The organism is Micromonospora sp. NPDC049559, from assembly GCF_040676675.1.
Lineage (GTDB): Bacteria > Actinomycetota > Actinomycetes > Mycobacteriales > Micromonosporaceae > JBFAPK01.
Genome location: NZ_JBFAPK010000051.1, coordinates 49068 through 61997 on the forward strand (window position 1 = coordinate 49068; position 12930 = coordinate 61997).

General features: G+C 73.6%; 11 protein-coding genes. 4 read left to right on the forward strand and 7 right to left on the reverse strand.

All coding sequences use genetic code 11. The features are described 5' to 3' along the window. The first annotated feature begins 264 nt into the window (after positions 1–264). Both AB0J86_RS35355 and AB0J86_RS35360 read left to right on the forward strand, forming a co-directional pair. Entirely contained in the window at positions 265–2283 is a 2019-nt protein-coding gene (locus AB0J86_RS35355) for a hypothetical protein (RefSeq protein ID WP_363862051.1), read from the forward strand. 46 nt (positions 2284–2329) lie between these two features. Beyond that, a complete protein-coding gene (locus tag AB0J86_RS35360; RefSeq protein ID WP_363862052.1) occupies positions 2330–3313 on the forward strand; it encodes an FAD-dependent oxidoreductase in 984 nt (327 codons plus the stop codon). 21 nt (positions 3314–3334) lie between these two features. Here the strand turns inward: AB0J86_RS35360 and AB0J86_RS35365 are convergent, their stop codons facing one another. Both AB0J86_RS35365 and AB0J86_RS35370 read right to left on the reverse strand, forming a co-directional pair. Then, positions 3335–3784 carry a hypothetical protein gene (locus AB0J86_RS35365; protein ID WP_363862053.1) on the reverse strand — a complete coding sequence of 150 codons (450 nt, stop codon included), beginning with the start codon at positions 3782–3784 and terminating at the stop codon, positions 3335–3337. Beyond that, on the reverse strand, positions 3781–4290 hold the full coding sequence (locus AB0J86_RS35370) for a SigE family RNA polymerase sigma factor (RefSeq protein WP_363862054.1): 510 nt from the start codon (positions 4288–4290) through the stop codon (positions 3781–3783). The genes AB0J86_RS35365 and AB0J86_RS35370 overlap by 4 nt, the downstream gene beginning before the upstream one ends. Before the next feature lie 158 nt (positions 4291–4448). Between AB0J86_RS35370 and AB0J86_RS35375 the strand changes: the two genes are divergently transcribed. Continuing rightward, positions 4449–4844, forward strand: coding sequence for a hypothetical protein (locus tag AB0J86_RS35375; protein ID WP_363862055.1), 396 nt, complete (start codon positions 4449–4451; stop codon positions 4842–4844). Positions 4845–5025: 181 nt separating this feature from the next. On the opposite strand, the gene AB0J86_RS35380 is transcribed toward AB0J86_RS35375, so the two are convergent. The 5 genes from AB0J86_RS35380 to AB0J86_RS35400 all read right to left on the reverse strand — a co-directional run bounded on the left by AB0J86_RS35380 (position 5026) and on the right by AB0J86_RS35400 (position 11264). Continuing rightward, a complete protein-coding gene (locus AB0J86_RS35380) occupies positions 5026–6030 on the reverse strand; it encodes an NADPH:quinone reductase (RefSeq protein WP_363862056.1) in 1005 nt (334 codons plus the stop codon). Next, on the reverse strand, positions 6030–6329 hold the full coding sequence (locus AB0J86_RS35385; protein WP_363862057.1) for an antibiotic biosynthesis monooxygenase: 300 nt from the start codon (positions 6327–6329) through the stop codon (positions 6030–6032). Before AB0J86_RS35385 ends, AB0J86_RS35380 begins: the two co-directional genes overlap by 1 nt. Beyond that, on the reverse strand, positions 6326–6913 hold the full coding sequence (locus AB0J86_RS35390; RefSeq protein ID WP_363862058.1) for a TetR/AcrR family transcriptional regulator: 588 nt from the start codon (positions 6911–6913) through the stop codon (positions 6326–6328). The genes AB0J86_RS35385 and AB0J86_RS35390 overlap by 4 nt, the downstream gene beginning before the upstream one ends. Before the next feature lie 412 nt (positions 6914–7325). After that, on the reverse strand, positions 7326–9242 hold the full coding sequence (locus tag AB0J86_RS35395; protein ID WP_363862059.1) for a hypothetical protein: 1917 nt from the start codon (positions 9240–9242) through the stop codon (positions 7326–7328). Between the two features lie 60 nt (positions 9243–9302). Continuing rightward, entirely contained in the window at positions 9303–11264 is a 1962-nt protein-coding gene (locus AB0J86_RS35400; protein WP_363862060.1) for a hypothetical protein, read from the reverse strand. Positions 11265–11566: 302 nt separating this feature from the next. Between AB0J86_RS35400 and AB0J86_RS35405 the strand changes: the two genes are divergently transcribed. After that, a complete protein-coding gene (locus AB0J86_RS35405) occupies positions 11567–12757 on the forward strand; it encodes a hypothetical protein (RefSeq protein WP_363862061.1) in 1191 nt (396 codons plus the stop codon). The last annotated feature ends 173 nt before the right edge of the window (positions 12758–12930 follow it).

Genomic DNA, 12930 nt, shown 5'->3' on the forward strand with positions numbered 1-12930 from the left:
GACCGGGGCGGCAGCCGCGCATCGGCTGTCTGGGACGGGACGGACAACGGCTACCGCCCACCGCTAGGCACATTTAAGTTGCTGATCCAAACAAAGTCAATGGATGTGTGTCGATTTGAGGTTCGCCGCGGCGCGCCCGGCACACCCGGGCTCGCGACGGGACGGCGCGGGCGCACGGGCGTGCACGGCGCGGTCGCGGGGTGACGTCGCGGACACGAGGTGTGGTATCAGTTACGGGTTCGTCGATCGACACGGGGGATCAGGATGCGCGCGACACTGGCTCGGATCACGGCGGCGGGGACACTGGCGTCGGTCGCGCTGCTCGGCGCGACCGCCGGCCCCGCACGGGCCTCCGGCAACGACTGGTACGACCGGTACGTGGCGATGGACGCCGCCGTCGGCGACTCGTCCTACACCAGCCGCGACAGCGCCACCCTGGCCTGGGGCGAGAGCTACATCCTCAGCAGCTACCTCGACGTCTACCAGCTGACCCGGGACACCCACTGGCTCGACCGGCTGGTGACGCACGCGGACCGGATCATCGCGAACGCCGACGACCAGGACGGCGACGGCTACCTCGGCTGGAGCACGTCGCGGTACTCGCCCCAGGAACTGCTCAACACCGGCTTCGAGACCGCCACGTCGGGCGACTCCACCATGGCCGCGAACTGGGTGCGCTGGCAGACGAACAGCACGACCGCACGGCGGACGACCGACCGGGTCGGCGGCTCGTACGCCATGCAGATCAACTCCGACGGCGCCCTGTGGCGGAAGGTCTACCAGCAGCTCGGCGCGTACGAGCCGAACACGGTCTACGACCTGAAGTTCAGCGCGAAGACCAACGGCTCGGCCGCGGGCGGCCGGGCATACCTGATCGACGACACCACCGGGACGATCCTCTGCTCGAAGGCGTTCACGAACACCGCCTGGACCGCGTTCAGCCTGGAGTGCCGGACCCCGGCCGCGACCGGGCACGCGCTCCAGGTCTGGCTCGGCCACAACGACTACCGCGTCTCGGGCGGCAGCGCGTACTTCGACAACGTGAGCGTCAGCGGCCGGTTCCCGTACATGGTGCACGACGGCATGGTGGGGACGCCGATCGCGCAGTTCGTGCGCCTGGCCCAGCGGACGCCGTCGCTGCCGGCGGCATACCACGAGCGGGCGGCGGCATACCGGGCGTTCCTGGAGAACGAGATCGTGCCGCGCTGGGAGTCGAGCGCCTACATCGGCAACACCTGGGTCTCCGGCACCGGCACGTACCAGCAGTCGCCGAGGTTCGACGCGTTCTCGCACACCCGCCCCGCCAACAACTACCTGCCCTACAACCAGTCCCTCGCGTACGCCCGGATGCTGCTCGTGCTCCAGCAGGTCAACGGCAACGCCACCTACCTGGACCGGGCCCGGCGCACCGGCCAGTACTTCAAGAACGGGCTGACCCTCGCCGACGACGCCTACACCTGGCGGTACGCGTCGTACTCCGCCGCCGGCTCGGCCGAGGACACCTCGCACGCGAACATCGACATCGGCGCGGCCCGCGAACTCTACGAGAGCGGCAACATCTTCACCGCCACCGACATGCAGCGCTTCACCAACGCGCTCACCACGAAGATGTGGAACGGCTCGCTGACCGCGCCGGTGGTGACGAAGTTCGTCAACGGTACGGGCGACGCCTCGATGAGCATCTACCTGGTCGAGTGGGCCGAGTACGCCCAGTGGGCGAAGAACATCTTCCCGATCGTCGCCGAGCAGTACCGCGACCTCGCCGGGAACTCCGCGTACACCATGCTCGCCCTCGCCCGGATCATGAAGTGGGACCGGTCGAAGCTGGTCAACCAGGGGTTCGAGCTGGCGACCAGCTTCGACGCGACCCAGCCCGCGCAGTGGAACCGGGTCGGCTCGACCGCGACCACGATGTTCCGCGACCCCGCCAACGCCTTCGAGGGCGGGTACGGGCTGACCATCCGCTCGACCGGCGGCGCGGCCCAGCAGGCGAACCAGACCTGGGAGAACTGGCGCCCGGGCACCTCGTACACGGTGAGCTTCGTCGGCCGGGCCGAGGGCGCGGCCGGGGGCCGGGTCTGGGTGCTGAACGAGACGACCGGGGCGGTCCTGGCGAGCGCGCCGTTCACCAGCGCCGACTGGACCCCGGTCTCCGTCGAGTTCACCTCGCCGGGCGTGGCCACCCAGACCGTGCGCGTCTACGTCGGCAACGCCGACCCGAGCGCCGCGGGCGCCGCACACCTCGACAACCTCGGCATCCGGGCGACCGGCGACGCCTGGTGAGCCCGCCCGCTCGCCAGGCTTGCGCCGGGGCGCTTACCTGGAGCGCATGTACGACGTCGTGGTGATCGGGGCCGGGGTTATCGGGCTGAGCAGCGCCGCCCGGCTCGTGGAAGCGGGCGCGCGGGTGGTGGTGCTGACCGCCGACGACCCGGCCGAGACGGTCTCCCGGGTGGCCGCCGCCGTCTGGTACCCGACCCGGACCGAGGGCAACCCGCGGGTGCTCGACTGGGCCGCGCGGACCTTCGAGGAGTTCGCCGCCCAGGCGGGACGCGGGGTGCCGGGCGTGGTGATGCGCCCGACCCGGATGCTGCTCCGCACCCCCGCCACCGGCACCCCGTGGTGGGCGGCGGCGGTGCCGGACTTCCGGCACACCGGTTCGGAGCTGCCCGGGGTCGCCGGCGAGTGGCGGTTCACGGTGCCGGCCGTGGAGATGACGCCCTATCTGGACTGGCTGCTCGGACGGCTGACGGCCGGCGGGGCGGTGCTGCGCCGCCAGCGGGTGACGGCGCTGACGGAGGTCGCCGGGTTGGCCCCCGTGGTGGTCAACGCGACCGGGCTGGGCGCCGGCGCGCTGGTCGGCGACCCCGCCGTGCACCCGGTCCGGGGGCGGATCGTGCTGGTCACCAACCCGGGGCTGGAGACCTCCGTCCGCGACGAGACCAACCCGGGCGGTTCCACCTACATCCACCCCCGGAGCCGGGACGTGGTGCTCGGCGGCACCTTCGAGCCGTACCGGGACGACATCGCCCCCGATCCCGAGGTCGGACGGGCCATCCTGCGGCGCTGCACGGCGCTGGTGCCGGAGCTGGCCGAGGTCCGGGTGATCCGGCAGCTCGCCGGCCTGCGCCCCGCCCGCGCGGGCGGCCCCCGGGTGGACGAGGACGACGCCGGGCTGCCGGGCGGCGGTCGGCTGATCCACAACTACGGGCACGGTGGCGCGGGCATGACGCTGGCCTGGGGCTGCGCCGACGAGGTGGCCCGGATCGCCGCCCAACCGGGCGCAGCCCGGACGGACCCGCCCGTCGGGTGAGAAGACCCCGCCCGGGGCGGCTCAGCCCGGCGAGCCGCTCGCGCTCGGCTGGCCGGTGCCGTCGGTCGTCTCCCCGCCGCTCGACGGGGACGAGCCGGCCGACGCCGGCGAGCCGGTCGGTACCGGCAAACCGGTCGACGATGGCGAGGCGGTCGACGGCGACGGGTTCGCCGACGGGCTCGGTGGCGGGCTCGGCGGCGGCGAGCTCCCGGCCGGTGACGGGTCGTGGTTCGTCGAGACGCTCGGCTCCGGTGGGCCGGCGGGGTCCGGCGCCGGCGAGCCGGGCCCGGCCAGCAGGGCCAGCGCGCCGAGCAGCACGGCGGCGCAGCCGCCCGCCGCGACGACCGCGAGCGCCCGGCGCCGCCGGCGTACCCGCCGGCCCCGCCGCACGATGAGGTCGGGATCCAGCCGGACGAGGTCGCCGTCCGGCTCGCCGTGCAGTGCCGCGCGGAGCGCGTCGAGATCGGTCACCGTGCCCTCCTGACGACGGCTTCGGGTGTCTCCGCCCCGGTGATCCGGAGCTTCGCGAGCGCGCGGGACGCGGTGCTCTTCACGGTGCCCACCGACACCCGCAGGTCGTCGGCGACCTCCTCCTCGGGCAGGTCGAAGAAGTAGCGCAGCACCACCACGGCGCGCTCCCGCGCCGTCAGCCCCGACAGGGCCTGGACGATCCAGCGGCGGCGCGTCACCTCCTCGGCGACGTCCTCCGCGTACGGGGGCTCGGGCAGTTCGGCGGTGGCATACTCCCGCAGCGGCCGGCGCCAGCCGTCGATGAGCTGGTTCACCATCGTCCGGCGGGTGTAGGCGTACGCGTCCTCGCGGCGCACCCGGGACCAGCTCGCGTACGCCCGGACCAGCGCCGCCTGGGCCGCGTCCTCGGCCCGGTGGCGGTCGCCGGTCAACAGGTACGCGGCGCGTACCAGCCGGGCGGACGACGCCTCGACGAACCGTACGAAATCCTCGTCGTCGCGCCCCATGCCTCCCCCATCACCGCGGTACGCCCAACGGCTCTACGAGCGAGGCCCCCGGAAGGTTGAGTCCCGCCGTCGACAACTTTCGCCCCGGCCCGCTCGTAGGTGCTCCATACAGAACCACTCGGCGCGTCCACGCGGACGCGCGACCCCACGGAGGAAACGTGCCACTCGAAGAAGCCGCCGACCGCCCCGCCCGGCGCGGCCGGCGCCGCTCGCTGGTCGTCATCGGCGCGACCGGCGTCGTCGCGCTCGGGCTCGCGGTCACCGGTGCGCTCGCGGCCACGGCCGCCACGCACGACCAGCCACCCGCCCCGGTGCCGTCGCCGTCGTCCTCGTCGCTGCCCACGGCGGCACCGTCGCCGTCGCAGCCGACCGCGGCGCCCTCGCCGTCCCGGCCGGTGCCGCCGGCACCGGTACCGTCGCCCTCGTCAACGGTGGTTCCGCCCCGCCCGGTGCCCTCGCCGTCGTCGTCCTCGATGGTTCCGCCACGCCCCGTGCCGTCGCCGTCGTCCTCGTCGCTGCCCCCGGCGGTACCGTCCCCGTCACCGTCGCGGTGAACACGCGGCCCGCTTCCCGAGCTGGCCGCTAGGCTCCGGCGCGCGCCTTGCGAACGGCGCGCGTGGCAGAACACGCGCGCGAGCTGAACAGCGCGGGGACCGAGCAGCGCACGCCGGGCCGGCGGGGGTGGCGCCTGATCGGGCGCCACTCCCGCCGGCCCGAGGCCCGGTGGGCCGACGATCAGGATGACCGGTGCCCGGTTTCCTCGATCTCCAGGACGATCCGGCCCCGGGCGGAGCTGCGTTCGGCCAGTTCGTGCGCCTGTGCGATCTCCGCCAACGGCAACCGGGCGGCGATCGGGTAGCGCAGGTCGCCGGCAACCAGCGCGGACGTCAGGTCGGTCGCGGCGGCCTCGTTCGCCGGCTCCGGGAAGTCGTCGTTGCTCAGGAACCGGATCGTGATGTTCTTGAAGCCGAGCGGCCAGTACGGAATGCGCGGCTCGGACGCGCCGGTGGCGTAGGTGGCGATCACCCCGCCGTACCGGAGAACCTCCAGGTTGGTCGCCAGGTTGGCGTCGAAGGCCAGCTCGGCGACGCGGTCGATCGGTTCCCCGCCGGTGCATCCGAGGATCCGCGCGGCCAGGTCGCCGCCGGCGGTGTCGACGGCGTGGTGGGCGCCCGCGGCCAGGGCCTGTTCGACCTGGTCCGGGCTGCGTACTGTCGCGATCACGGTGGCACCGCCCCGGCGGGCGACCGCCACCGCGGCCCGGCCGACCGCGCCCAGGGCTCCGGTGACGAGCACCCGCTGGCCGGTCACCGGCCCGTCGGCGAAGATCGCCCGGTGGGCGGTGATGCCCGGGATGCCGAGTCCGGCGGCCTGCTCGTACGGCACCTCGGCGGGCAGCGGTACGGCGTGCCGGGCGGGCACCACGGTGTACTCGGCGGCGGTGCCGAGGGGGCGGTACGACTGGGCGAGGTAGACCCACACCCGTTCCCCGATCCGGGACGGGTCGACGCCCGTTCCCACGGCGTCGATGGTGCCCGCGCCGTCACCGTGCGGGACGATCCGGGGGAACGCCATCACCGATCCCCACCAGCCCTGCCGTTTGCCCAGGTCACCGACGTGAATTCCGGAAACCGACACCCGGACTCGGACCTCGCCCTCGCCCGGCTGCGGATCGGGCAACTCACCGACCTGGAGCACCTCGCGCGCCGGGCCCTGCCGGTCGTACCACGCCGCGCGCATCACGCGTCCGCCGGATCGAGGGTAGTGCCCTCCTCGCTGCTGACCACCTCGTCGATCAGCTCGAAGAACGCCTGGATGCCGGGCCGGTCGCCGCCCCGGCGCCGGGACTCGGCGAAATCCTCGGACGAGCGCCAGAAGACGATGTCCAGCCACTCGTCGGCGGGCAGCCGGATCAGCCGTGCGCCGAGGAAGCCGGTGCGGTCGGTCTGGAAATCGCGCAGCATCGCCGGCCGCGCGGCCAACAGGGCGTCGGCGCGCGCCGCGGGTACGCGGAAACGGGTGATTTCGACGGTGGTCATGTTCCTCGGTCCGTTCGGATTCTGGAGGTTCGCTCGGTCACGCCGAGCATCAGCCTGAGCTGGGTGAGCAGGATGTCGCGGAACGCCGCGGGCGACGGCGTCGGATGGTGCTGGACGCGGGAGACGATCAACCCGGCCAGCGCGGAGAGCAGAAAATCCGTCACGGTCTCGGCGTCGTGCGCGAGCGTGAACTCACCCCGCTCACCGCCCTCCCGCACGGCGGCCAGAAACGGCGCCCGGTACCGCGTCTGCACCTCCGCGCTGTAGTCGCGGAGGTCGTCGTCCCGCATGGCCGATCGCCAGAATTCCACGAGGACCTGCCTCGTGCTCTCCGAATTGTGCAGACTCCGGTCCATCAGCGCGACGAGTCGTCGCCACGGATCGGGTTCGGCGCTCGCCACCGCCGTCAGGGCTTCGACCTCCCGGTCCGTGAAGACCTCCATCGCCTCGACGACCATGTCCTCGCGCGAACCGAAGTAGTTCTGCAGGGTGCTGATCGCGACGCCGCTGGCCGCCGAGACGTCCGTGAACCGCGTGTTCTCGTAGCCGCGAGCGGCGAGCACGCCCGCCACGGCCGCCAGCACGGCCGCCCGTTTCGCCCCGCCCGCGCGCCTTCTCCGAATCGCCATGGCGCTACCCCGTCGCCGGGATGTCGCCGTACCGGCGGAGCGCGTTCCGCCGGTTCCACCTGTCTTCCGCCACCCGGGGCCGGTGGTGGGACGCCTCGCCATACGCTGTCGGCACGGATATACGGTACCGCCGTACCGATTTTGCCGCACGGCCCTAAAGCTCGACTGTCAGGCGGAACACCTCGGACTCGTGGCCCGGGCGGGCGAGCCGGCACCGACGGAGCGGACGCGCCACCGGCCGGGCCGGGGCGGGCGAGCCGGCCCGGCGGAAGCGGACGCGCCACCGGCCGGGCCGGGCGGGCGAGCCGGCCCGGCGGAAGCGGACGCGCCACCGGCCGGGCCGCGGCTCAACGGACGCGGCCGCGGCTCAACCGACGCGGTCGCGGACGTCCCAGACCCAGGTGTTGGCGATCCACTGGCCGGGGCCGAGCAGCTGGTCGACGGTCTGCTTGACCGGGTTGCCGCGGGTCAGCCCGCCCTGGACGACCACCGCCGCGCGCCAGTGCCGCAGGTCCTCGACCGCCTGCCGCCGCTCCACGTCGGTGATCTGCGGCACCTCCCCGGTGAAGGCGACCCGGTCCAGCAGCACCGCCGTCGGCAGGTCCGGCGAGCCCCAACGGGCGCCGGGGTCCTCCGGGCCGCGGGGGCCGATGAAGTAGCCGCCCGGGGCCGTGAAGGCCAGATTGGTCCGGGCCGACCAGTACATGCCGGCCTTCGCCTCGCCGCCGGTCGTCGGCGGGACCGGCACAATGGTGCGTCCCGGCGGCACGTACGAGCGCCAGACCCCGGTGGCGACGAAGTCGGGTACCGGCCAGACCGGGACGGTCCGGATCGGCACGGGGACCAGCGGCAGCAGCGCGGCGGCGACCGCGCCGCTCCAGAGCAGCCGGACCGGCAGCGCGCCGGTCGGGGCAGCTCCCGCCGGGGCGGGAGCCGAACCCGCCGGGGCCGGGGCCGCCGGGGCGCCGGCCGCGCGCGGTGCGGCGAAGACCCGGTCGAGGGAGAGCGCGAGCAGGATCGCGATCACCGGTACGCAGATCAGCGGGAACCGGGCCGGCACCGCGAGGTCCAGCAGGGGCAGGTGGGCGACGAGCCGGTACGGGCCGGGCAGGTCGGTGGGCTGGCCGTTGAACGGTACCTGGGGACCGAACGACAGCACCGCGAAGACGAGGCCGCAGACGGCCAGGGCCTTCACCATCGGCCGGCGCCACTGCCAGATGACGATCACGACGCAGAGCACGATCAGCGCCAGCCCGAAGAACGAGTTCTCCTCGGTCGGATTCGGCGAGAGGTGCCCGGGCACCGAGTCGTGCCCGGTGACGGACTGGCGGGCGGCGGCCGTGAACGAGCGGACGTCCAGCACGTACGCCTCGGGGCTGAACGGCAGCCCGCGGTAGTGCCCGGGGCCGAAGAACTGGAACCAGAGCGGGTACGCCAGCAGCACCAGCGCCGTACCGGCCCCCACGGCGAGCCGGCCCAGCAACGCCGGGGCCTGCCGGCGGGCGGTACGCGGGTCGGCCACCGCGTACGCGACGGTGAAGAGCCCGGCCGCCAGCACGAGGAAGACCAGCACCTCCTCGCCGATGAAGACCTGGTAGGCGACGAGCAGCCCGAGCAGCAGCCCGCGCCGGAGCACCCGGTCGTCGCGCGGGTGGAAGACGGCCGCCAGGATCGCCGGTACGAGGAACTGGGCGACCATGTGCAGGTGCCCGCCCGCCTGGGAGATCATCCCGGGGGCGAAGCCGCAGAAGAGCCCGCCGACGGCGGCGGCGACCCGGGAGCGGACGAGCCGCCGGGAGAGGAAGAAGTACCAGGCCGTGGCGGTGCCGGCGAGCGAGAGGACCAGCCCGACCAGGAACGTGGTCTGCGACCCGCCGAGCAGCGTCACCGGGGTGAGCGGGATCCCGAGGCCGAGCACCGAGGTGTTCGCCATCAGGTTGACCCCGTCGGGGGCGTTGAGCGCGGTGCTGTAGAGCGGGTTCTCCAGGTGGGTCACGGCCCGCGCGGCCCGGGCCAGCATCCACTCGAAGAGCATCTGGTCGTTGTCCATGTGCACCATCCGGTCCCGGTGCAGCCAAAGCCGGCTGGTCGCGTAGACCGCCGCGAGCAGGTAGAGCAGGACGACCGGCAGGTCGCGCAGGGCCGCCCGCCGCCAGGCCGCGGCGCGTGAGCCGGTACCGGTGGACGGCTCCGCACCGGTACCGGCGGAGGCCGCGCCGGAGTCGGTGCCGGAAGCGGGCGTGACGGCGGTCGCGCTCCCGGCGGGCTGGCTCGGTCCGGACATCTCGTCACCCCCGTGGTGGTCGACCGCCCGGCACCGCCGTACCGCCGGGCGTCCAGCTCATCAGCTCTTCCTGCTCGTCAGGTCCCGTACGTCCCAGATCCACACGTCGGACTGCGGGCGGCCCGGCCCGACCAACTGCTCGACCGTCTGGCGCAGCGGGTCGGCGTTGTGCTCCCGCACCGGCAGCACCAGGATCGCCGCCCGCCAGTACCGCAGCTCGTCGAGGCAGCGACGGCGCTGCTGCTCGGTGAGCTTCGGCGTACGGCCGGTGGTGGCCACGTCCTGCAGCAGCGGGCCGATCCCGCTGGGCCGCCCGCCGAACCGCCCGGAGTCGCCGGTGTTGCCGTTGCGCGGGGCCAGGAAGTAGCCGCCCGGGATCCTGAAGTCCAGGTTGGTGGCGGCGGCCCAGCGCATGCCGTGCGTGTTGCCCATGTCGGGCACCGGTATCGGCACCAGGGTCTGCTCGTCAGAGACGTACGGCCGCCACTGGCCCGAGGTGATGAACTTCGGCACCGGCGGCCGGTGCCCCTCCTTCAGCGGCATCGGCACGATCGGGATCAGCACGATGGCCAGCGCGGCGACGACCACGCGGCGCAGCGTCCGCGGGTTGCCCACCGGCAGGGCCCAGACCCGGTCGACGGCGAGCGCCAGCAGCAGGCCCACGGCGACCGTGGTGATCAGCCCGAACCGGGTGGGCACCACCGCGTCGAGCAGCGGCGCCTTGACCAGCCAGTCCCACGGTCCCCAGACGAGTTCCCGGTTCCAGTACGTGATCCGCTCGCCGAGCGAGAGGACGGCGAAGAAGAGCCCGGTGAAGGCGAGCGCCCGCACGATCACCTCGCGCCGCAGCCACGCCACGATCGCGGCGGCCAGCAGCACGAGCCCCCAGCCGAGGAAGGCATTCTCCTCCGAGTAGTTCGGCGCCAGGTCGGCGTTGGCGCGCTCGTTCCCGCCGAGCGTCGGGGTGCCGGGACTGACGAAGGCGGCCAGGTCGTTGCCGTAGTCGCGCACCGTGTCGGAGAGGCCGTGGTACGCCTGCGGGCCGGCGAACTGCACCCAGAGCGGGTACGCCAGCAGCGCGGAGGCGAGCACCGCGCAGACGAGCAGGCCGCCGCCGAGCGGGCGCCACGCCGCCCGGAACCGGCCGGGCCGCTGCACCAGCACGGCCAACAGGAAGACGCCGCAGGCCAGCGCCGTGAAGAGCAGGATCTCCTCGTTGATGAACGCCTGGTACGACACCAGTAGGGCGAGCACCAGGCCGTCGCGTACCACGTGGGTGGAGCGGGTCAGCAGGACGACCCGCCAGACGATGAACGGCAGCAGGAACTGGGAAATGATGTTCGGGTGCCAGTTGGCGTGCGAGAGCATCGCCGGGGAGAAGCCGCAGAGCCAGCCGCCCACGATCGCCGCGACGGGTGCCCGCACCACGTGCCGGGAGAGCACGTAGTACCAGGCGGAGGCGGTACCGGCGAGGCCCAGGGTCACCAGGACCACGAACGAGACCGCCGGACCGAAGAGCAGGGTGACCGGCACCATCGGGATGGCCAGCGCCAGGATGGCCGTGTTGGCCATCAGGTTGACCCCGTCGGGGTAGTTCAACCGGTCGGTGAAGAACGGGAACTCGCCGTGCAGCACCACCCGTACGGAGTGCGCCAGGAAGTACTGCACCTGCGCCGGGTCGCTGCTGTAGAGCGACGCCACCCGCCCGGACGGGTCGATCCAGATCTGGCTCGTCACCCAGACGGCGACGGCCAGGAAGACCCCGTACACGGCGAGGTCGCGCCGCCAGGTGGGCCAGCTCGGCCGACGCGGGCGCGGCCAGGCGCGCCGCTCCGGCGTGGACGTCGGCGCCGCGAGCGCGGGCGCCGCGCCGTTGCGCCTCGCCACCGTCTCGGTGACCGCCGTGCCCCGGTCGGCGCCGGCCGCCGGTACGGGCCCGTCGGCGCCGGTGGCCAGGGCGGTCGGGTCGTCGCCGGTCGCCGGTCTCCGCTCGCCGGCGCCGCCCGGAGCCGGGTCGGACACCGCTGTTGACGCCCCCTCCAGTGGGGTGCCGGCGGGCTCGTCGGGCCGCGGTTTCTCCGGGTCCGGCGTGGTCTCGAGACGTGGCTCGACAGGCGTCACAGTCGGCGGAGTCTACCGGAGCACCGGTGGCCCGCCGGAGCCGCCGGCCGATCGCTCGGGGCTCCGGCGGAGGCGTTCCGCACGGTCGCCGAGAATCCGCTCCGACCATCGGTCGGGCTTTCGTGAGGCGCCACCCGGGGGCCCGTGGCCGTTTCGTACGATGTGGCTTCCGCAACGGGCGCCGCTTGACGGGGAGGCACAGCGTGGGGTCGATCCATCGGCGAAGCTCGCTCGTCGTCGCCGCCGCGCTGGCGCTGCTGGTGACGGGTTGTGGGCCGATCGCCGACCGGCGGCCGTCGGCGACGTTGCGGGTCGGCTACGACACCCTCGACGGCACGTTGCAGGTCTGGCCCGCCCGAGGCGCGCTGGCCGGGGACGCCCAGGCGGGCGCGGCGGTCGGCACGGCGGTGGCGCGCTGGCGTACCCCGGTCGACGACCGGGTCTACCTGCCCTCGTCGGGAATCCTCTGGCTGGGCCGGGTCGACGACGCGCCGCTGGCGCTCGTGGCGGCCAGCGTGCCGGGTGGCGGCGCCTCCTGGCTGCTGCAGCTGAGCGCCGGCGCCGACGGGGCGTACCGGGTGGACCACGCGACCGAGTACACCGACCCGGGCTACCTGGTCTACTCCGACGTGCTACCGGTCTTCCTGCCCGGCGGCCGGCGCTACCTCACCTCGTCCCGGGTGCAGCGGCTGCTCGGCCCGGACGGCGAGCCGCTGCGGATCACCGACGGGCTGACCGGGCCGGTCCAGGTGCCGTCCTGCACCGCCGTACCGCTGACGGCGTCGCTGCGGGCCACCGAGTCGCTGCCGACGGGCGAGGCCGACGACCGACTGCTCGACCTCGGCACCGGGATCGGGAACCCGCGCTACCCGCTGGTCAGCGACGAGGACGGGGCGGCCGGCAAGGCGCTCGACGGGCTGGACACCTGCGCGCTGGCGGCGAAGACCGGGCCGTTCGGGAGCATCCTGCGCCGCAGCGGCGAGCGGGACGAGCCGCAGTCGGTACCGGACTCGTGGCCGATCGACAAGATCAGCATCCGTACGCTGGCCACCGCGCCGCTGGACGGCACGCGGGTACGGATCGAGCAGCTCGACTGGCGTACCGACGCGGGCATGATGTCGGCGGTGGTGCTCCGCCCGGAGCAGGGCCCCGCGGCGGCCTCGATCGCCGACCGGGTCAACGCGCTGCAGACGTATTCGCTGGAGCTGGCGGGGCGCTCGCTCGCGGTGCTGGTCTGGAAGGCCGACGACGAGAGCGCCCTGTCGGTGCCGCCCGGCACGCAGCGGCTGGTCGACCTCCCCGGCCTGGTGATCGTGCCGGAGCCGGCGGAGAAGCAGACGTTCAGCCTGGCCGACACCGAGAAGGTCTACTACCGCTCGCTCGGCGGCAACTGACCCCGACGCGCCCCCACCTCCGGCGTCGATCATGGAGTTGTGGCTGCCGCAAAAGGGGATATGGCACGCATCCGGCCGACCACAACTCCATGATCGGCGGGGCTGGCGCCAGATGCGGGCGGCGCCACCGGGACGGGTCCCGATCGGAAGAGCGTGGGGGAGGGAAAGAGTGT

Coding starts and splice junctions, on each gene's coding strand:
- AB0J86_RS35355 (WP_363862051.1), top strand. CDS start 265: ATGCGCGCGACACTGGCTCGGATCACGGCGGCGGGGACACTGGCGTCG.
- AB0J86_RS35360 (WP_363862052.1), top strand. CDS start 2,330: ATGTACGACGTCGTGGTGATCGGGGCCGGGGTTATCGGGCTGAGCAGC.
- AB0J86_RS35370 (WP_363862054.1), bottom strand. CDS start 4,290: ATGGGGCGCGACGACGAGGATTTCGTACGGTTCGTCGAGGCGTCGTCC.
- AB0J86_RS35380 (WP_363862056.1), bottom strand. CDS start 6,030: ATGCGCGCGGCGTGGTACGACCGGCAGGGCCCGGCGCGCGAGGTGCTC.
- AB0J86_RS35385 (WP_363862057.1), bottom strand. CDS start 6,329: ATGACCACCGTCGAAATCACCCGTTTCCGCGTACCCGCGGCGCGCGCC.
- AB0J86_RS35395 (WP_363862059.1), bottom strand. CDS start 9,242: ATGTCCGGACCGAGCCAGCCCGCCGGGAGCGCGACCGCCGTCACGCCC.